The organism is Gordonia sp. C13 (genome assembly GCF_023218005.1).
GTDB classification, from domain to species: Bacteria; Actinomycetota; Actinomycetes; order Mycobacteriales; family Mycobacteriaceae; genus Gordonia; species Gordonia namibiensis.
On the sequence record NZ_JALPSY010000029.1, the window covers coordinates 40,100 to 59,469 of the forward strand.

The window sequence follows — 19,370 nt, forward strand, 5'->3', positions numbered from 1 at the left end:
CAGGGATTCGTCGGCTTCGAACCGGGTAAACGCCTGACATGACCACAGCTCTCGCCATCACCTGCACCCTCAAACCCTCGCCGGCGTCGTCGAGTAGCGACCTCATCGCCCGGCACATCCTCGACGCACTGGCCGAGCAAGGCGTCGAGGGTGACGTCGTCCGCGCCGTCGACCACGACATCAAACCCGGTGTCGAACGGGACATGGGCGACGGTGACGAGTGGCCGGCGATCCTCGAGCGCATCCAGGCAGCCGACATCCTCGTGATCACCACCCCGACCTGGCTCGGCCACATGTCGAGCGTCGCCCAGCGAGTCCTCGAACGACTCGACGCCGAGGTGTCCGAGACCGACGACCGCGGTCGGCCGTCGATGCTGGGCAAGGTCGCGATGTGCGGTGTCGTCGGCAACGAGGACGGCGCCCACAAGATCATCGCGGACATGTTCGGTGCGCTCAACGACATCGGGTTCACCATCGCCGGGCAGGGCAGCACCTACTGGAACGACGAGGCGATGGGCGGCCGCGACTACAAGGACCTCGACGCGGTCCCCGAGCCGGTCGACAAGACGACCCACGCCGCCGCCCGAAATGCGGCCCATCTCGCCCGAGTGTTGTCGGAGAAGGCTTTCCCTGCTTACGAGTGAGTGCGACGCACCACCTTGATCGTGTCCAGCGCGTCGTCTGCGGCGTCGGGCAGATTCATCCCCGCGTTCTTGCCGGTCCGCAGGTACTCGACCACCGACTCGTTCAGCACTTCTCCGGGGATCACCACCGGGATGCCGGGCGGATACGGTGTGATCTGTTCGGCCGCAACACGTCCCGGAGCATCGGCGAGTGACACCCGCTCGGTGTCGCCGAAGAACGCATCCCGCGGGAGCATCCGGTTCTCCAACTGCAGCTCGACCGGCGACGGCTGATGAACCTTCCGGGGACTCTCGAAAGAGTCTGCGGCGCAGGTGAGATCCCGCAGCGCGCTCAGCAACCTATCCGCGGTGTCCTCGTCGTCGGCGTGGGAGATGGTCGCGAGGATGCGACGGTGGTCGCTCAGCCCGAGGTCGATGCAGTGCCGGTCGCGCAGCCAGTCGGCGGACTGATAGCCGCTGATCCCCAACTCGCTCACATCGATGAGCACCTGCATCTCGTCGAGATCGTGGCTGGCCTCCTCGTGGAGCAGCTCGTCGTGCATCACGGTGAGACCGTCGATGTCGTCGACGGCGCGGCGTACCCGACGCGCCAGATCGAGGCCACGGCCGAGGACTTCGCGCCCGGACTCGACCATGTACCGACGCCAACCGTCGAGCGCCGAGTAGACCGGCACGCTCGGGCTGGTGGTCATCAGCAGGTCTGCGCACTGCGACAGCCGGGAACGGTCGATCAGGTCCCCCTGTACGTGGAAGACCGACCCCTGTTCGAATCCCGCGCCCATCTTGTGGACGCTGACGACACACACGTCGGCTCCGGCGTCCATCGCCCACGTGGGCAGCTCGTCGTGGAACGGCAGGTGCGCGCCCCACGCCTCGTCGACGATCAAGGGCTTGCCGTACTCGTGGCAGACGTCGGCGATCGCCCGGATGTCCGCGCAGGTGCCGTACGGCGTCGGACTGACGATGAGGAGGCCGGCCGCCTGCGGGTCCGTCTCCCACGCCTTGCGAACCTCCTCGGGGGACGGCGGATGCGTCAGGTGGAGATTCTCGTCCCAGCGCGGCCGCACCCACCGTGGGCGCAGACCCGAGAAGATCAGCCCGGCGACGATCGACTTGTGCGCGTCGCGGGTGATGAGCAGCTCGCCGCCTTCGCCGCCGGCCACGGCCATCATCGCGGCCTTCACCGACAACGAACTGCCGCAGGTCGAGAAGAATGCGAGCTCGGCTCCGACGGCGTCCGCCATCAATTCCTCGGCGTCGGGCAGGTAGGCGCTGGACATCCGTCGGTCGTCGAGACCGGGCGACACGAGGAGATCCGATTCGAACGCGGCCGCTCCGATGGTGGTGCGCGTGCGGTCATCGACGCCTCTGCCCTGACGATGGCCGGGGGGCGTGTAACCGTATCGGTTGTCGCGACGGTAATTCTCCAGCGCTTCCAGGAGAGGGGCGCGGGATTGATCCAGAGACGTCATGTCAGGCTCCGATCGGGTGGTGAACACTGAAATCGTGTCGTTTTCAGCGTGATTCGCTCATCTCGTCGCTTCGCGACGACTCCGCCGCCCGGCGTCGCAGGCGTTCCCGGTAACCGTACGTCGCGCGGAGCACGTCGTCGTGGCTGTCGGCACTGGACCCCAACGCCCCGGCGAAGATCCCCATCGAGGTCGCCAGCCAGGCCAGATTGAGGTAATTGTGCAGTCCCGCTTCGAATCCGAGTTGCGAGGACAGGAAGGTCTCGTCGATGACGGTCATCGCGGCGACGAGGACCGCGAGGAACAAACCGACGTAGAGGACCACCGCACTGAAGACGACGGTGCAGACCGTGGCCGTGTTGTAGAGGCGGGCGCGGGGCCGGTAGGTGTCGGTGGTCTTCTCCCACAGGCGGTTGTTGACGATCAGCCAGAGTGCCGCCAGGACCATCGACAGAACCGAGATGGCGGCCAGACGCCACGGGCTCAGCGCGTTGGCCATCGACCAGATGGTGGAGAAGAAGACACCGAACGACGCCGCCGCGGCCGCGGCCGCCGTCATGCCCGTGAGCGTCGGTATCAGACGCCAGGGCCGGTTGCCGCGGACCATTCCCGCGGTCAACAGCGACCGTGAGTAAAACCCCTGGGCCACCACATATTCCGTCTCACCATCCCGCTCGACGACTAGTCCGCGAGCCCGCTCGAACGGCTCGGTGGAGGACTCCTCGAGCGAGGACACGACCGTCGCGATCAGTTTGCCCAGACGTCGGCGGGGCGAGGGACCGAGCGCAGGCAGGGAGATCACCGCGGCGCCGCGTTCCCGGTCGAGTTCCGCCAGAACAACGCTGTCCCGGGAACGGCCGTCATCGCCGCGCCGACTGAACAGGCGGGGCATCTCCGTCACGAACACCACGACCTCGTCCGGGATGCGATCGGATCCCCAGACGGTCTCCAGATCACCACGCGGGGTCATCTGGAGAGTTGTGTCACGGGTGATCGTGACTCCGCAGTAGTCCATGCCGAAGCGCTCGGCGATGCCGCGAATCCGATCCTCCCCGTTGGTGATCAGGTTCTCGGGCAACCCGTGTTCGGCCACCATGCGCAAACTTGAGATACTCCTGCCCTCCTGGCGCTCGACGGTTGTGGAATCCACCGACGGTGCGGTGGCAGGAATCAGTCCGGCGGCTCCGGGGCGCCGGACGCAGGGGACTCGAGGTCGTCCTCGTCGTCGGATGCAGAGGTCGGTTCAGCCGACGCCGCCTTCTCGTCGGGTTCGTCGACGTGCTCTGCTTCGAGTTCGTCGACCTCGCGGCGGGCGTCGTCCGGGGTCTGGTCCGGTGTGCCGGTCTCGGCCGGCTCCATCGGCAACTCTTCGGACATGTAGGGCTCTCACCACCAATCCGTTTCGGGTATCCGTCTGATGTCCGGTTTCCCGGTAGGGACGGCTTCCAAACGCCGCCGGACGGCCGCCGATCAGGACCGAGGTGTGGGCTACCGGTGCCCCGGGTATGCGACCGTCATGACAGATGAATCACGCGGATCCATGGACCCGGCACCGGAAGAGACACCCGACCTCGAGGCCGGTGGCGGCGTCGCCCCCGGCGACACCCCTCCCGACACCCCTCAGACGTCAGGCCTTTCGCACGAACAACCCGATCGGACCAAACACTTCCCGGCCGGCGGGGTCGGCGCATTTCTGGGCGTCGGGCTGCTGGTCATCGCGATGGTGGCGATCATCATCGGCCTCATCGTGATGGTGTTCTGAGATCCGATCGGCGCCTCGACGGTCCGGACGGATCGTCGAGGTTCGCGTGTGTTGAATTCCGTTGCGACAGGGCGTGATCAGCGCGCCGCATACCCCGTCGTGCGTGACGGGCGGTTCGACGCGCCGCGGCGCATCGGTGCGTTGCTCGACCGGCGCGAGTTCCGTTGACGTCATGCGCGGCGGCCTCCTCGAGGTTGGTGCGGGATGTTCGGTCTACGGATTCCCAGCAAGGAGTACATCAAACATTCGGCCCGGCCGCCGGATGAGCGGGGCCGGGCCGAGACGCATCGTCGGAAGTGAGCCCGATCAGAGCGTGGCGGTGTCGATCACGAAGCGGTAGCGCACGTCCGAGGCGACCACCCGGTCATAGGCCTCGTTGATCTTGTCCGCGGAGATCACCTCGATCTCGGCACCGATACCGTGCTCGGCGCAGAAGTCGAGCATCTCCTGGGTCTGGGCGATTCCGCCGATCATCGACCCGGAGAAGCTGCGGCGCTTGCCGATCAGTGCCCCGGCCGGGACCTCGATCGGGTGTTCGGGCAGACCGAGTTCGACGAGCGTGCCGTCGAGAGCGAGCATTCCGAGGTATTTCCCGATGTCGAGGTTGGCAGAGACGGTGTTGAGGATGAGGTCGAACCGCCCCCGCAGCTCGCGGAAGGTCTGCGGATCACTCGTCGCGTAGTAGTGGTCGGCCCCCAGGCGCAGCCCGTCCTCCATCTTCTTCAGCGACTGCGACAAGACAGTCACCTCCGCGCCCAGTGCGTGCGCGATCTTGACTCCGACGTGCCCGAGGCCGCCGAGCCCGACGATGGCCACCTTCTTACCTGGGCCCGCCTCCCAGTGCCGCAGCGGTGAATACAGCGTGATGCCCGCACACAGCAGCGGAGCCGCCACGTCGAGCGCGATGCCCTCCGGGATGCGACAGACATAGTTCTCGTCGACGACGATGGACGTGCTGTACCCACCATGGGTGCGCTGCCCGTCGCGCCCGACCGCGTTGTACGTTCCGGTGTTTCCCCGCTCGCAGTACTGCTCCTCGCCGAGGCGGCACGGCTCGCATTCGCGGCAGGAGTCGACGAAGCAGCCGACGCCGACGCGGTCGCCGACGGCGTAGCGGGTGACGCCTTCGCCGACGGCCGAGACCGTACCGGCGATCTCGTGACCCGGCACCACCGGGAACGTGGTGCCGTTCCACTCGTTTCGGGCCGTGTGGATGTCGGAGTGGCAGATGCCGGCGTAGGCAATGGCGATCTCGACGTCGTTCGGGCCGAGGTCGCGGCGCTCGATCGTGGTCGGTTCGAGCGGGCGATCTGCTGCCGTGGCTATGTACGCGTTGACCGTCGTGGGCATACGGGGATCTCCTAGGGGTGGATGTTCGAGGTGTCGACAACGTTCGCGGTCGAGGGACCGATGCGCGAGAGCGCATGGATCGGCACCGCACAAGTCTGCCGTCGTCTGTGGATCTCCGCCACAAGGGCACGTCGGGGGGTCGACTTGGCCCGCCGAGACACTGGATCGGGCATCGATGATCGTTACAATGGCCGACGGTGACTATCAACAGCTCGGTCGACGACGGCCGGCGCACGCAGTTGCATCCGGTGTCGCCCATCGCCGAGGTCACGCGATTCGGGACGACCACTGCACACGCGGCTGCGGGCCTCGGTCGGTTCGTCCTCCACACTGCAGGCGACGCTCTACGCGGCCGCGCACCCAGTGCTGCGCGCGCCGCCCATGAACTGCGCTCCACCTTCGAGCATCTCGGCCCGACCTACGTGAAGCTCGGGCAGCTCATCGCGTCCAGCCCCGGTGTCTTCTCCGACGCTCTCTCCTCGGAGTTCGAGACGCTGCTCGATCGCGTGAAGCCGGCCGATCCCGACGCCATGCGCGCTCAGTTCGTCGCCGAACTCGGCCGACCGCCCGAAGAGGTGTTCGCGCAGTTCGACCCGGTGCCGATCGCCTCGGCGTCCATCGCGCAGGTACACACGGCGGTCCTGCACAGCGGCGAAGAGGTGGTCGTGAAGATCCAGCGGCCCGGGATCGCCGACCGCCTGGCACCCGACGTCGCGATCCTCGAGCGGATCGCCGGTCTCGTCGAGATCTCCGAGTACGGCCGGATGCTCAGCGCGCGCCACGTCGTCGAGGACTTCGCGGCCGGCCTGGACGCCGAACTCGATTTCCGGATCGAGGCCGACACCATGCGCGAGTGGTTCGAGTGCCTGCAGCCGGGCCCCTTCGGCGACCGCGTTCGCGTCCCGCGCGTCTACGACGAGTTCACGACGCCGCGCGTGCTGACGATGGAGCGCATCCACGCGGTCCGGATCGACGACGCCGCGGCGGTTCGGGCGGCCGGCCACGACGGCGTCGCGCTGTGCCGCAATCTGCTGCTGTCGCTGCTCGACTCGGCATTCCACGGCGGCCTCTTCCACGGCGATCTCCACGCCGGGAACGTCCTCGTCGACGATGCCGGGAAGATCGTGCTGCTCGACTTCGGCATCGTCGGACGGTTCACGCCCCGCACCCGTCGCATCCTTCGTCAGCTCGTCGTCGACCTGGTGGTTCGCGCGGACTACGAATCCGCAGGTCGCGCCATCTTCCTTCTCGGCGCCGTGCACAAGCCCGGGTCGACGGCCAAGGGCGCCGAGGACATCAAGAAGGTGACGACCCCGCTGTCGACGACCGACCTGGGCTCGATGTCCTACACCGACCTGGGCCGTCAGCTCGCCGCCGTGGCCAAGGCCCACGACGCCCGCCTCCCCCGCGAACTGGTCCTCGTCGGCAAACAACTGCTGTATGTCGAGAAGTACATGAAACTCCTGGCCCCGAGGTGGAAAGCCATGTCGGACAAGGAGATCTACGGGTACATGGCCGGCATCCTGAAGGAGGCCGAACGCGATCGGCGCGACGATCGGGCCCGCACGAACTGATGCACGATCGCAAATCCCGGCATGTCGGGCCTACTGACGCGTACGGAATGCGAGACGCCCGCTAGGGTGATACCGATTACGCTGCTGATTCACAGGAGTCACACATGAGACGTTTCGTGCCGGCACTGCTGGCCTTCTTTGGGGCCGCGTTCCTCGCGGTCGCCATTGCCATCCCGCTGTACCTGGTGCCGACGCTGAAGGTGGTGCCGCTCGACCTCGACATCACCTCGGATGCGACGACCGTCGCCGCCGACGGCTCCACCGGCGACCGCTTCCCGGCGGTGATCTTCGACCGTTGCTCGGTGTCCGAGGATCGTGCCCGCACGTTCGAGGCACATCTGACGCAGCAGCGCCGCTCGGTCATCGTCGAGCCGTCGGACAGCCGCCAGGCGACTCTGCAGTCCGCGCAGACCGTTCTGATCGACCGCATCCGCGACGCCGACGGCCAGGAGACCGAGCCCACCGTCGCCGCCGCCGGCGAGACCCGTACCTGTAAGGACGGCTTGCTCACCGCGACCATCGACCACGTGTCGGTGAACCGCAAGACGTCGGTCCCCAACGGTGCCGTCAGCTCGCTGCAGCTCGAGGCCGTGCCGCCGGGCGGCAACGTGAACGACGTCTCGGTCGCCCTCGACAACCGCAAGGGCTTCCAGTACAAGTTCGGCTTCGACGTCCAGCAGCGCGACTACCTGTACTACGACCTCAACACCCGCCAGGACTGCGACGCGAAGTTCCAGGAAGAGGTCGAGATCAAGGGCATCAAGACCCTTCACTTCGCCTGCGACGTCCCGGAGAAGGACCTGTCGAGCCTGCCGAACGCACAGGGCGAGGCCGCCCTCGGCACCATGCTGACGATGCCGGCCAAGTGGTGGGGCATCAGCGGCCCGGGTGTCCGTCCGAACGATCCGATCACGATGCACCGCCACGCTTCGGCCGTGCGCCACGTCTACGTCGAGCCGATCACCGGCACCATCGTCGACGGCCGTGAGGATCAGCACCAGTACTTCAAGTCGCCCGACCAGAGCGAGTCCAACCCCGAGGTCGTGCGCAATTTCCGCATGGACGCGCTCAAGGGCACGTTCAAGTGGAGCGACGGGATCGTCGCCAAGCAGGCCGACACCGCCAGCGGTTACGTCACGCAGCTGAACCTCCTGGGTTTCTGGCTGCCGATCGTGCTCGGCGTGCTCGGCGTGATCATGCTGGCCCTGGCGGTCTTCATGTTCCTCCGCGGTCGTCGCGACGACGATGCCGCCGTGGCCACCGCAGGCCCGGCTGCCACCGCGCCCGCCGCTGATGAGCGTCGGACATCCATGATCAAGCGGGACGCACCGGCGGCCGGTACCGCGTCGTCGGCCGGCAACCCGTGGGAGCGTCCGACCGAACAGATCCCGAAGGTCGACGGCGGTGAACCGCCGGCCGACGACTCGTCGACCCGCTCCTTCCGCAAGCAGCCCCCGCCCGAGTAGGACCCAGCTGCTGTAAGCGACCACCGCGGGCGCATCCGGACCACCGGATGCGCCCGCGGTGTTTTCGTCCTGGGTCTCAGATGTCGCGAAGTGTGCCGGTCGGCGACACGATCCGCGTCAACTGTCCTGACGGAGTCGCGATAGCGACGCCCCTTCCGCCCCCTGAGGTGCGAGGACCGCCAGAGACGCCCCTTCCGCCCCCTGAGGTGCGAGGAGCGATAGCGACGCCCCTTCCGCCCCCTGAGGTGCGAGGAGCGATAGCGACGCCCCTTCCGTCCCCTGAGGTGTGAGGAGCGATAGCGACGAGCCACGAAGGGCTCGTGAGACACCGTCGCCCACCTAACGCAGTCGACGTCACCCCGACCGGCAGACTTCGATCGACGTCTGCCGGTCGAGTTGAGGTTCGGCAGTCGGAATCCGCACGACAACAAGGGCCGGTGACCCGAAGGTCACCGGCCCTTGCCGTGTCTCTATGGAGTTGCGAGACCGTCTACTCGGCTCAGAAGAACGCCGGGCGGAAGGTCTTGACCCACGACTCCTTGAAGGTGTTCTGCCAGTAGTCCCACCAGTGCGCACCGTCCGGGGTGATCCGGGTGGTGAGCTTGACGCCCGGGACGAGCGCGACGCGGCCGACGTACAGCTGGCTACTGGTCGACGCGGCGACCTCCAGCGGGATCATCTGCGCGAACTTGACCGGGTCGAAGTTGGCGCTGGTCGGGTTGACCGACGAGTCGTACTTGCTGCCGACGCCGCTACCGGAGGAGATGTAGACGTGCTTGCCGGCCAGGTTGCCCGCGGTCAGGAACGGGTCGTTCTGGAACCAGCTGCCGGCCGGGTAGAAGCCCCACATGTTGGTGGGGTTGCCGCCCATCTCGATGACCGAGGCCTGGATGCCCTGGGTGAAGCCCGGCATGGTGACGGTCGGGTAGCCACTGTAGGAGGCGACCGCCTTGTAGAAGCCCGGGTGGCGCGACGCGAGGTTGAGCGCCGAGGTACCCGACATAGACAGACCGGCGATGCCGTTGCGACGGTTGTCGCTGCCGTGGCGGGCGGCCATGTGGCGCGGCAGCTCGCGGGTCAGGAAGGTCTCCCACTTGTTGTTGCCGAGCTTGGGGTCGTAGGACTGCCAGTCGGTGTAGAAGCTGCCGCCGCCGCCGAACGGGATGGCGACGTTCGTGCCCTTGCCGGCCATGTAGCGGGCGACATCGGTGTTGATGAGCCAACCGCTGTTGTTGTTGGGGGCACGCAGGCCGTCGAGGAGGTACAGCGTCGGCTTCGGTCCGCCGCCACCGGCCGAGACGATGCACACGGGCACGGTCCGGTTCATGGCGTTCGAGCGGACGTATTCGACGTTGCAACCATTGGCTGCGGACGCCGGCGGAGCTGCGACCAGCGTGGCACCTGACAAGGCCACGAGAGCCACGAGTCCGGCGACGAGGCGCTTACGGGCGCGAGTCAGCATTCGTCAGTTTTCCTTTGGATCTCGGCCGGAGTCGGCCGCTTCTGGGTCTTGCCTACCGGGTACTGCGGAGTCGTACGTAGGGGGATTCTATTGATCCCCGTCAGGAGCGGTACCCGTCGTCGAGAAGTGTAACGGCACGATAACGTCGCGGCAAAGGCCGGATCGGGCTTCGTGACGCCGACGGACAGTGGTGCGTGTCACATTTGCCCCATTGTGAACAGCTCATATGGGCCATACGCGGCACAACTGTCCGATTCTGCCCTTCGAACGAACGAAATTGCCGCGACCGCACCGTTATTCGTTTGGGTGGTTAACGGTGATGTGGGAATCGGTTCGATCTCCTGGGCGGGCGTATCGGCCAACCCGGCCGCGGCCCGGCCCCGCACTCACTAGGGTCGGGGCCGTGAACATGGGTGAATACCTCGGGGCGGACGCGACCACCCTCGCCGGGCTCGTCGCATCGGGCGAGGTCACGGCAGCCGAACTCCTCGAGCTGGCACGGGCCCGTGCCGCTGCCGTGAACCCCGGCCTGAACGCGATCGTCATCCCGATCGAGGCCGAGGCCGATCACCGGGCCCGCACGGAGCTGACCGGACCGTTCGCCGGTGTCCCCTTCCTGATCAAAGACCTCGCCCAGGACTACCGCGGCTATCCGACGACGCGCGGCTCCCGGTCGTTGGCGCGCCACGTCGCCACCGAGCACGCGACGGTCGTCCAGCGTTTCCTCGATGCGGGGCTGGTCGTCTTCGGCAAGACCAACACCCCGGAGTTCGGTTCCAAGGCGATCACCGAATCGGTCCTGTGGGGTCCGGCGCGCAACCCCTGGAACCTCGACGTGACGCCCGGCGGCTCGTCCGGAGGCAGCGCCGCAGCAGTGGCCGCGGGCATCGTGCCCGCGGCGGGCGCGAACGACGGCGGCGGCTCCATCCGCATCCCGGCTGCGTGCACCGGGCTCGTCGGACTCAAGGCGTCGCGCGGCCTGATGCCGTTCGGGCCCGCCACCGGCGAGCCGCTCTTCGGGATGGGCGTCGAGGGTGTCGTGACCCGCACGGTGCGCGACGCGGCCGCCCTCTACGACGCGATCATCGGCCCCACCGCGTCGTCGACCTATCCCGCTCCCCTCCACACCGAGTCGTTCACGACGCGGATCGCTTCTCCGCCACGGCTGCTGCGGATCGGTTTCACCACACGTTCGGCCATCAACCCGGCACCGCATCCTGAAGCGGTCGCGGCCGTCGAGCACGCCGCGAAGCTGCTCACCGAACTCGGCCACCAGGTCGAAGAGGTGGACCCACCGCACGACGACGCGGAACTGGCCCGCGACTTCCTGCAAATCTGGTTCGCCAAGGCAGCCGCCCAGGTGGACGAGGCCCGCCGCCTGTCCGGCGCCGGGGACGCCGACTTCGAGGCCGACACGCTCGCCCTCGCCGAGATCGGCCGGGCCGCCGGGGTGGTGCCGCTCTTCCGCGCGCTCGACCACGTCAACCACCACGTACGTGCTCTCGAACGCTTCCACGAGACCCACGACCTGCTGCTGACCCCGACCCTCGCCGTTCCGCCGCCGGCTGTCGGGTCGATGACGACCCCGCCCCTCCTCCAGCAGGCGGCGCGGCTCGCGGCCCGCGCCCGCATCGGCAAGGTGATGTCACGGGTGGGGATCGTCGACCAGCTCGTCGAAGAGAACCTCGGCTGGGTGCCGTACACACAGCTGGCGAACATGACCGGACGCCCGGCGATCAGCGTGCCCCTGCACTGGACCGGGACCGGGCTCCCGCTCGGGGTCCAGTTCGTCGGCCGCGTGGGCGCCGACGGTGACCTCCTGGCGCTCGCCGCCTCCCTCGAGAACGCCGCGCCGTGGTTCCACCGGTACGCCGACATCGCGGTGTGACGCGGCGCTAATGTTCTCTCGGGATCGCATGTCCGGGTGGGGACAGGCGGCACATCGACGCGGTGAGGAGTTGTCGTGACGAAGCAGGTGGCCGACGCGGTGGTCGTCGGTGCGGGTCTGGCTGGTCTGGTCGCGACATACGAGCTCACCAAGGCCGGCCGCCGCGTGGTGGTCGTCGATCAGGAGAACCGCAACAACCTTGGCGGGCAGGCCTTCTGGTCGCTGGGCGGGTTGTTCATGGTGGACAGCCCCGAACAGCGCCGGCTCGGCATCTCCGACTCCGCCGACCTCGCCCTGCAGGACTGGATGGGGTCGGCGGGCTTCGACCGCGACGACGAGGACTACTGGCCGCGTCAGTGGGCGCGGGCGTACGTCGACTTCGCGGCCACCGAGAAGCGGCAGTACCTGCACGATCTCGGTCTGCGCATCACCCCGGTCGTCGGCTGGGCCGAGCGCGGCGGCGGATTCGCCGACGGGCACGGCAATTCCGTGCCACGTTTCCACCTCACCTGGGGCACCGGCCCGGAGGTCGTCCGGATCTTCGCCGAGCCGGTCCTCGAGGCCGAGAAGCGCGGTCTCGTCGAGTTCCGGTTCCGCCACCGCGTCGACGAGCTCGTCGTCGAAGACGGTGTCGCCGTGGGCGTGCGGGGGGCCACGCTCACCCCGACCGACCTCGAACGCGGCAAGGCGTCGAACCGCGAAGTGGTGGGCGACTTCGAGATTCGCGCGGGAGCGGTCATCGTGACGTCCGGCGGCATCGGGCACAACCACGACCTCATCCGCAAGAACTGGCCGGTCGATCGTCTCGGTCCCGCACCGCAGACGATGATCTCCGGCGTCCCGGCGCACGTCGACGGTCGCATGCTGGGAATCAGCGAGGATGCCGGCGCGAGCATCGTCAACCGCGACCGCATGTGGCACTACACCGAGGGCATCCACAACTGGGACCCGATCTGGCCCGACCACGCCATCCGGATCATCCCGGGACCCTCGTCGCTGTGGCTCGACGCCAACGGAAACCGCCTCGCGCCGCCGAACTTCCCCGGCTTCGACACGAACTCGACGATGAAGGCGATCCTCGCCGCCGGCCACGACTACTCGTGGTTCATCCTCACGCAGACCATCGTCGAGAAGGAGTTCATGCTGTCGGGTTCCGAACAGAATCCCGACATCACCTCCAAGGACCTCAAGCTGGCCGCGAAGAGCCGGCTCGCCAAGGGCGCCGCCGGGCCGGTGGATGCGTTCGTGCGCAACGGCATCGACTTCGTGGTCGCCGACAACCTGCCCGAACTGGTCAGCGGGATGAACGCGATCGCCCGAGGTCCCGAACTCGACCTCGCGCACATCGAGCGCGTCATCTCCGCCCGCGACGCCGACGTGGAGAACAAGTTCTCCAAGGACGCCCAGCTGATGGCGATCAACAACGCGCGACAGTTCATCGGCGACAAGATCGTTCGGGTGGCCAAGCCCCACCGCATCCTCGACCCCGCGCACGGCCCGCTGATCGCGGTGCGGCTCAACATCCTCACCCGCAAGACCCTCGGCGGCCTCGAGACCAACCTCGACTCGCAGGTGCTCCGACCCGACGGCAGCGCCTTCGACGGTCTGTTCGCGGCCGGCGAGGTCGCGGGTTTCGGCGGCGGCGGTGTGCACGGCTACAACGCGCTCGAAGGCACCTTCCTGGGTGGGTGCATCTTCTCCGGCCGTGCGGCCGGAAGGGCCATCGCGCGCAGCTGATCTCGGCATCCGGGCACGGATTTTCCGGGCGTCCCGAAAAGGGTTGCCTGCCCTACTTTTTCACGGCACGATCTGCGATCCCATTTCGGACATGGGTCGGCTAGGGTATTGGGCGTGCCCGTGCCGCAGACGATCCTGACGCGTAAGACCAAGTCGGCGATCTTTCTCGTCCTCACCATCAACGACGGTGGTGAGGACACGGTTCGTGATGTGCTGGAGGAGATCCCGGGCCTGAACAATGCGGTGTCCTCGCGCGCACCGGAGGCCGCGTTGGCCGGCATCGTCTCGATCGGTTCCGACGCCTGGGACCGGTTGTTCGACGGCCCCCGCCCGCGTTCGCTGCGTCCGTTCGTCCCCTACGAGGGCGCGGTCCACACCGCACCGGCGACCCCCGCCGATCTCCTGGTCCACATCAAGTCCGATCAGATGGATCTGTGCTTCGAACTCGGACGCCTGATCACCGACGCCCTCGGCGACGCGGTGACCGTCGTCGACGAGGTGCACGGCTTCCGCTACTTCGACCTCCGCGACCTCATCGGCTTCGTCGACGGCACCGAGAACCCGGTCGGACAGGCCGCGGTCGACGCCATCACCGTCGGCGACGAGGACCCCGACTTCGCCGGCGGCAGCTATGTCGCCATCCAGCGCTACGTCCACGACCTGTCGTCGTGGAACGATCTGAGCACGAGCGAGCAGGAAGCCGCGATCGGACGCACCAAGCTCGACAACGTCGAGATGTCCGACGACGTGAAGCCACCCAACTCCCACATCGCCCTCAACAAGGTCGAGGACGAGAACGGCGAGGAGATCGACGTCGTCCGCGACAACATGCCCTACGGCGACGTCTCCGGGAACGGCGAGAACGGCACCTTCTACATCGCCTACTCCGCCGGCGCCGAGGTGACCGAGGAGATGCTGCGCAAGATGTTCATCGGCGACCCGCCGGGAACCTACGACCGGCTCCTCGACTTCACCACCGCCGTCACCGGGTCGCAGTTCTTCACCCCGACCCTCGACTTCCTCGAGGATCTGCCGCCCGCGCCCGGCACCGCCGAACCGGCCGTCCAGACCCCGGCCCTCCGCGCCGACGGCTCCCTGGGAATCGGTTCCCTCCGCTAGCCCGCCACAGACCGACCACCGCCCGACACCACCGCACCAGGAGGCCCCATGAACAACCTGCACCGCGAACTCGCCCCCATCTCCGAGGCCGCCTGGGCAGAGATCGAGGAGGAGGCCACCCGGTCGTTCAAGCGGAACATCGCAGGCCGCCGACTCGTCGACGTCAAGGGGCCGATGGGTCAGGACACCGCGGCCGTCACCCTGGGCCACCGCAGCAAGATCGACTCCCCGGCCGACGGCATCCAGGCCTTCATCCGCCGCACCCAGTCGCTGGTCGAGCTGAAGGTGCCGTTCACCGTCTCCCGCGAGGCCATCGACGACGTCGACCGCGGCGCCCGAGATGCCGACTGGGATCCGGTCGTCGAAGCCGCGCGCCAGCTCGCGCTCGCCGAGGACCGCGCGATCTTCGAGGGCTACGCGGCGGCATCGATCACCGGCATCCGCGCCGAGGCGTCCGCGACCCCGATCCAGCTGCCCGCCGACGTGCGCGACTACCCCGAAGCCGTCAGCCAGGCACTCACCACCCTGCGTCTCGCCTCGGTCGACGGGCCGTACTCGGTCGCCATGTCGGCAGAGGTGTACACGCAGGTCAACGAGACGTCCAACCACGGCTACCCGATCCGCGACCACATCAAGCGACTGGTGACCGGCGACATCGTGTGGGCCCCGGCCATCCGCGGCGCCTTCGTCATGAGTACCCGAGGCGGCGACTTCGAGCTGACCATCGGTCAGGACGTCTCGATCGGCTACGACTCGCACGACGCCGACGTGGTGAACCTCTACTTCCAGGAATCGTTCACCTACCTCACCCACACCGGCGAGGCAGCCGTCGCCCTCTTCGGCAGCTGAGCACGCCAGACGATTCCCACCCCTTAGCCGGGGCAACTAGTCTGACGCAGGTGATCGCAGAGACCATCGGCCCGCTCGCCACGCGCCCGGCGCCGGCGACCATCGGCCCGCTCGCCACGCTCCCGGCGCCGGCGACCATCGGCCCGCTCGCCACGCTCCCGGCGCCGAGATGCTGACCCAACTCATCAGCACGTACCTCCGGCGGTACCGCATCAACATCGTCATGGTGGTGTCGCTGCAGTTCGTGGCGACCGCGGCGATGCTGTACCTGCCGAGCCTCAACGCCGACATCATCGACAACGGCGTGGCGACCGGCGACACCGGGTACATCATGCGCATCGGCGGCTGGATGCTACTGGTGAGCGTCGTGCAGATCGTGGCGACGATCATCGCGCAGTTCTTCGGGTCGCGGGCCGCTCTCGGGGTGGGCCGCGACATCCGCAGCGACCTGCTACACCGCGTCAACTCGTTCTCCGCCCGCGAGGTCGGCACATTCGGCGCGCCGTCGCTGATCACCCGCACCACCAACGACGTCCAGCAGGTGCAGATGCTGATCGTCATGTGCAGCGCGATACTCGTGATGGCGCCCATCATGTGCATCGGCGGGATCGTGATGGGCATCCGGGAGGCCCCGGCGTTGTCGTGGGTCATCGCGGTCGCGGTGCCGATCCTCGGTCTGGCGATGGGTCTCGTCATCGCACGCATGATCCCCGGTTTCCGTGCCATGCAGGAACGGATCGACGCGGTCAACCGTGTTCTGCGCGAACAGATCACCGGCATCCGCGTGGTGCGCGCCTTCGTGCGGGAGGAGCACGAGCGCAAACGCTTCGGGGTCGCCAACGACCATCTCGCCGACGCCACGCTGCGGGTCGGCAAGCTGATGGCGCTGATGTTCCCGCTGGTCATGGTGATCACGAACGTCACGATCGTCGCGGTCATCTGGTTCGGCGGTCACGCCGTGTCCGACGGCAAGGTCGAGATCGGCGCACTCACCGCATTGATGAGCTACGTCATGCAGATCCTCATGTCGGTGATGATGGCGTCGTTCCTGGCGATGATGGCGCCGCGCGCTGCGGTTTGTGCCGAACGCATCACCGAGGTCCTCGACACGGAGACATCAGTGCATCCGCCCGCCGACCCGATCGCTTTCGCCGGCCATCCCGGCACCGTCGAGTTCGACGCCGCCGAGTTCCGCTACCCCGGCGCCGACGATCCGGTGCTGAGCGGCATCAGCTTCAGCGTGACGCCGGGGACCACGACCGCCATCGTCGGGTCGACCGGGTCCGGCAAGACGACGCTCCTCGGACTCGTGCCCCGGCTCATCGACGCCACCGAAGGCAAGGTCAGCGTCGGTGGCACCGACGTCAAGCGACTCGACCCCGACGAACTGCGCTCGGTGGTCGGCCTCGTCCCGCAGCGCCCGTACCTGTTCTCCGGGACAATCCGGTCGAACATCCTCCACGGCAAGTCCGACGCCACCGACGACGAGATCTGGGAGGCGCTACGCATCGCACAGGCCGAGGAATTCGTCTCGGCGATGCCCGACGGCCTCGACACCCGCGTCGCACAGGGCGGCACCACCGTCTCCGGCGGGCAGCGGCAGCGCCTCGCGATAGCCCGTGCACTCGTCCGGCGGCCCGCCATCTACCTGTTCGACGACTCGTTCTCGGCGCTCGACCTCACCACCGACGCCAAGCTCCGGGCGGCACTGCGGCCGGCCACCCGCGATGCGTCGGTGATCGTGGTGGCGCAACGCATCTCGACCATCGTCGACGCCGAACAGATCGTCGTACTCGACCGCGGACGCATCGTCGGCATCGGCACACACGACGACCTGCTGGCCTCGTGTCCCACCTACGCTGAGATCGCCGAATCGCAGATGGCCATGGAGGAGCGCGCATGACCCGCCCGGGTGGACCCATGGCCGCCGGCGGTCCCGAGTCCAAGCCGCGCTCGTTCTGGCCGTCGATCAAACGGGTTGTCGCCCAGCTCGGTTCGTACCGCGGACTGATGACCGTGACGCTGAGCTCGATCGTCGGTTCGGTCATCCTGCTGGCCGTCGCGCCGCGCGTCCTCGGCCACGCCACCGATCTCGTCTTCAACGGCGTCATCGGTCGCATGCTGCCCGCCGGGCAGTCGAAGGACCAGGTGGTGGCCGGTCTGCGCGACCGCGGCGACAACACCTTCGCCGACATGGTCTCGTCCATGGACGTGACACCCGGTGTCGGAGTCGATTTCGGCGACGTCGGTCGCGTCCTGCTCATCACCCTGGTGATGTACGTGGTGGCGTCGGGGCTCGCGTGGCTGGCCGCGTACCTGCTGAACATCATCGTCGTGGACACGATTCGGGATCTCCGCGCGAAGGTCGAGGAGAAGGTCCATCGCCTGCCGCTGCGGTACTACGACACGATGCCGCGTGGCGAGTTGCTCAGCCGGGTCACCAACGACCTCGACAACCTGTCGCAGAGCATGCAACAGACCATCTCCCAGTTCGTGAACTCGGTGCTGACGGTCATCGCGCTGCTGGTGATGATGATCTGGATCTCGCCGCTGCTCGCGCTGATCGCGGTGGCGACCGTTCCGCTGGCCGTCATCGCGACCGCCGTCATCGCGAAGCGGTCGAAACCACACTTCTCCGCGCAGTGGGCGTCGACGGGCGCCCTCAACGCGCGTGTCGAGGAGGCCTTCACCGGCCACGAACTGGTGACCGCCTTCGGTCGTCAGCGCGAGATCGAGGCGACCTTCGACGAGCGCAACGAGAAGTTGTACCAGTCGAGTTGGCGTGCACAGTTCATCTCCGGCGTCATCATGCCGACCATCATGTTCCTCGGAAATCTCAACTATGTGGCGGTCGCCGTCGTCGGCGGCCTGCGCGTGGCGTCGGGTTCGCTGAGCCTCGGTGAGGTGCAGGCGTTCATCCAGTACTCGCGCCAGTTCACGCAGCCGCTCACCCAGATCGGGTCGATGATCAACCTGATGCAGAGCGGCGTCGCATCCGCCGAGCGCATCTTCGACATCCTCGACGCCGAGGAGCAGATCCCGGATGCGGAGCACCCGAAGACGCCTGCGGTCGACCACGGACTCATCGAGTTCGACGACGTCTCGTTCCGCTATGTCGAGGACAAGCCGCTGATCGAGAACCTCACCCTCACAGCGCGTCCCGGACACATGGTCGCCATCGTCGGCCCGACCGGCGCCGGCAAGACCACGCTGGTCAACCTGATCATGCGGTTCTACGATGTCGACTCCGGAACCATCCGCGTCGACGGCGTGGATTCGGCCGAGATGACCCGCGACGACCTCCGCGAGCGCACCGGCATGGTGCTGCAGGACTCGTGGCTGTTCGGCGGGACCATCTACGACAACATCGCCTACGGTGATCCCTCTGCGTCCCGCGACGAGGTACTCGAGGCCGCCCGGATGAGTCACGTCGACCACTTCGTCCGCACCCTCCCTGACGGCTACGACACGGTCCTCGACGACGAGGGCGGTGGCGTCAGTGCCGGTGAGCGACAGCTCATCACGATCGCCCGGGCCTTCCTCGCCCGGCCCACGATCCTCATCCTCGACGAGGCGACCAGTTCTGTCGACACCCGCACCGAGCTGCTCATCCAGAAGGCGATGGCCAACCTCCGCACCGACCGCACGAGTTTCGTGATCGCACACCGCCTCTCGACGGTCCGCGATGCCGACGTGATCGTCGTGATGGAGAACGGTCACATCGTCGAGCAGGGCAACCACGAGGAACTCCTCGCCGCTCGCGGCGCCTACTGCCGCCTCTACGAGAGCCAGTTCACCGGAGCCATCGAGGCGGGCTGACCGGGCGGACGGTCCCTGCTCTTGCGAGTTACCCAGCCGCGCAACCCTTCCCGCTGCCTGAGGTGCGAGGAGCGTAAGCGACGAGCCACGAAGGGCCACCGCGTTCCCTAGCCGCGCAATCCTTTCCGCTGCCTGAGGTGCGAGGAGCGTAAGCGACGAGCCACGAAGGGCCACCGCGTTGCCTAGCCGCGCAACCCTTTCCGCTGCCTGAGGTGCGAGGAGCGTAAGCGA

General features: G+C 67.4%; 16 protein-coding genes. 11 read left to right on the forward strand and 5 right to left on the reverse strand.

The window, feature by feature from the left end; genetic code table 11:
• The first annotated feature begins 38 nt into the window (after positions 1 to 38).
• Positions 39 to 644, forward strand: a complete 606-nt coding sequence (locus M1L58_RS19420; RefSeq protein ID WP_248660129.1) for a flavodoxin family protein — start codon at positions 39 to 41, stop codon at positions 642 to 644.
• On the opposite strand, the gene M1L58_RS19425 is transcribed toward M1L58_RS19420, so the two are convergent.
• The 3 genes from M1L58_RS19425 to M1L58_RS19435 form a co-directional block, all read right to left on the reverse strand.
• On the reverse strand, positions 635 to 2,107 hold the full coding sequence (locus M1L58_RS19425; protein ID WP_248660153.1) for an aminotransferase class I/II-fold pyridoxal phosphate-dependent enzyme: 1,473 nt from the start codon (positions 2,105 to 2,107) through the stop codon (positions 635 to 637). The genes M1L58_RS19420 and M1L58_RS19425 overlap by 10 nt on opposite strands.
• Positions 2,108 to 2,159: 52 nt before the next feature.
• Positions 2,160 to 3,209 carry a hypothetical protein gene (locus M1L58_RS19430; RefSeq protein WP_248660130.1) on the reverse strand — a complete coding sequence of 350 codons (1,050 nt, stop codon included), beginning with the start codon at positions 3,207 to 3,209 and terminating at the stop codon, positions 2,160 to 2,162.
• A 74-nt stretch (positions 3,210 to 3,283) separates the two neighbouring features.
• On the reverse strand, positions 3,284 to 3,490 hold the full coding sequence (locus tag M1L58_RS19435; RefSeq protein WP_006868676.1) for a hypothetical protein: 207 nt from the start codon (positions 3,488 to 3,490) through the stop codon (positions 3,284 to 3,286).
• Between the two features lie 139 nt (positions 3,491 to 3,629).
• Between M1L58_RS19435 and M1L58_RS19440 the strand changes: the two genes are divergently transcribed.
• Complete coding sequence (locus M1L58_RS19440; RefSeq protein WP_154884031.1) at positions 3,630 to 3,875, forward strand: DUF6480 family protein; 246 nt, start codon at positions 3,630 to 3,632, stop codon at positions 3,873 to 3,875.
• A 306-nt stretch (positions 3,876 to 4,181) separates the two neighbouring features.
• On the opposite strand, the gene M1L58_RS19445 is transcribed toward M1L58_RS19440, so the two are convergent.
• Positions 4,182 to 5,225, reverse strand: coding sequence for an NAD(P)-dependent alcohol dehydrogenase (locus tag M1L58_RS19445; protein ID WP_006868674.1), 1,044 nt, complete (start codon positions 5,223 to 5,225; stop codon positions 4,182 to 4,184).
• A gap of 197 nt (positions 5,226 to 5,422) precedes the next feature.
• Between M1L58_RS19445 and M1L58_RS19450 the strand changes: the two genes are divergently transcribed.
• Together M1L58_RS19450 and M1L58_RS19455 are read left to right on the forward strand one after the other, a co-directional pair.
• The gene (locus M1L58_RS19450) at positions 5,423 to 6,799 is read left to right on the forward strand and encodes an ABC1 kinase family protein (protein ID WP_248660131.1); all 1,377 of its coding nucleotides are present in this window, start codon (positions 5,423 to 5,425) and stop codon (positions 6,797 to 6,799) included.
• A 104-nt stretch (positions 6,800 to 6,903) separates the two neighbouring features.
• A complete protein-coding gene (locus tag M1L58_RS19455; protein ID WP_006868672.1) occupies positions 6,904 to 8,265 on the forward strand; it encodes a DUF3068 domain-containing protein in 1,362 nt (453 codons plus the stop codon).
• Positions 8,266 to 8,764: 499 nt separating this feature from the next.
• Here the strand turns inward: M1L58_RS19455 and M1L58_RS19460 are convergent, their stop codons facing one another.
• Positions 8,765 to 9,727, reverse strand: a complete 963-nt coding sequence (locus tag M1L58_RS19460) for an alpha/beta hydrolase (protein ID WP_248660132.1) — start codon at positions 9,725 to 9,727, stop codon at positions 8,765 to 8,767.
• 409 nt (positions 9,728 to 10,136) lie between these two features.
• Between M1L58_RS19460 and M1L58_RS19465 the strand changes: the two genes are divergently transcribed.
• The 7 genes from M1L58_RS19465 to M1L58_RS19490 all read left to right on the forward strand — a co-directional run bounded on the left by M1L58_RS19465 (position 10,137) and on the right by M1L58_RS19490 (position 19,139).
• On the forward strand, positions 10,137 to 11,615 hold the full coding sequence (locus M1L58_RS19465; protein WP_248660154.1) for an amidase: 1,479 nt from the start codon (positions 10,137 to 10,139) through the stop codon (positions 11,613 to 11,615).
• A 75-nt stretch (positions 11,616 to 11,690) separates the two neighbouring features.
• Positions 11,691 to 13,352 (forward strand): FAD-binding dehydrogenase, encoded by a 1,662-nt coding sequence (locus M1L58_RS19470; protein ID WP_248660133.1) that lies wholly within the window; start codon positions 11,691 to 11,693, stop codon positions 13,350 to 13,352.
• 114 nt (positions 13,353 to 13,466) lie between these two features.
• The gene (locus M1L58_RS19475; RefSeq protein WP_248660134.1) at positions 13,467 to 14,471 is read left to right on the forward strand and encodes a Dyp-type peroxidase; all 1,005 of its coding nucleotides are present in this window, start codon (positions 13,467 to 13,469) and stop codon (positions 14,469 to 14,471) included.
• A 48-nt stretch (positions 14,472 to 14,519) separates the two neighbouring features.
• The gene (locus tag M1L58_RS19480) at positions 14,520 to 15,320 is read left to right on the forward strand and encodes a family 1 encapsulin nanocompartment shell protein (protein ID WP_006868666.1); all 801 of its coding nucleotides are present in this window, start codon (positions 14,520 to 14,522) and stop codon (positions 15,318 to 15,320) included.
• 50 nt (positions 15,321 to 15,370) lie between these two features.
• Positions 15,371 to 15,496 carry a hypothetical protein gene (locus tag M1L58_RS23370; RefSeq protein ID WP_282578898.1) on the forward strand — a complete coding sequence of 42 codons (126 nt, stop codon included), beginning with the start codon at positions 15,371 to 15,373 and terminating at the stop codon, positions 15,494 to 15,496.
• Positions 15,490 to 17,223, forward strand: coding sequence for an ABC transporter ATP-binding protein (locus M1L58_RS19485; protein WP_248660135.1), 1,734 nt, complete (start codon positions 15,490 to 15,492; stop codon positions 17,221 to 17,223). Before M1L58_RS23370 ends, M1L58_RS19485 begins: the two co-directional genes overlap by 7 nt.
• Positions 17,220 to 19,139 (forward strand): ABC transporter ATP-binding protein, encoded by a 1,920-nt coding sequence (locus tag M1L58_RS19490; RefSeq protein ID WP_248660136.1) that lies wholly within the window; start codon positions 17,220 to 17,222, stop codon positions 19,137 to 19,139. Before M1L58_RS19485 ends, M1L58_RS19490 begins: the two co-directional genes overlap by 4 nt.
• The last annotated feature ends 231 nt before the right edge of the window (positions 19,140 to 19,370 follow it).

Excerpts from the sequence above, each read along its gene's own strand:
- M1L58_RS19435 (WP_006868676.1), bottom strand. The coding sequence starts at position 3,490 with ATGTCCGAAGAGTTGCCGATGGAGCCGGCCGAGACCGGCACACCGGAC.
- M1L58_RS19465 (WP_248660154.1), top strand. The coding sequence starts at position 10,137 with ATGGGTGAATACCTCGGGGCGGACGCGACCACCCTCGCCGGGCTCGTC.
- M1L58_RS19420 (WP_248660129.1), top strand. The coding sequence starts at position 39 with ATGACCACAGCTCTCGCCATCACCTGCACCCTCAAACCCTCGCCGGCG.
- M1L58_RS19480 (WP_006868666.1), top strand. The coding sequence starts at position 14,520 with ATGAACAACCTGCACCGCGAACTCGCCCCCATCTCCGAGGCCGCCTGG.
- M1L58_RS19445 (WP_006868674.1), bottom strand. The coding sequence starts at position 5,225 with ATGCCCACGACGGTCAACGCGTACATAGCCACGGCAGCAGATCGCCCG.
- M1L58_RS19490 (WP_248660136.1), top strand. The coding sequence starts at position 17,220 with ATGACCCGCCCGGGTGGACCCATGGCCGCCGGCGGTCCCGAGTCCAAG.
- M1L58_RS19485 (WP_248660135.1), top strand. The coding sequence starts at position 15,490 with ATGCTGACCCAACTCATCAGCACGTACCTCCGGCGGTACCGCATCAAC.
- M1L58_RS19455 (WP_006868672.1), top strand. The coding sequence starts at position 6,904 with ATGAGACGTTTCGTGCCGGCACTGCTGGCCTTCTTTGGGGCCGCGTTC.
- M1L58_RS19430 (WP_248660130.1), bottom strand. The coding sequence starts at position 3,209 with ATGGTGGCCGAACACGGGTTGCCCGAGAACCTGATCACCAACGGGGAG.
- M1L58_RS19460 (WP_248660132.1), bottom strand. The coding sequence starts at position 9,727 with ATGCTGACTCGCGCCCGTAAGCGCCTCGTCGCCGGACTCGTGGCTCTC.
- M1L58_RS19440 (WP_154884031.1), top strand. The coding sequence starts at position 3,630 with ATGACAGATGAATCACGCGGATCCATGGACCCGGCACCGGAAGAGACA.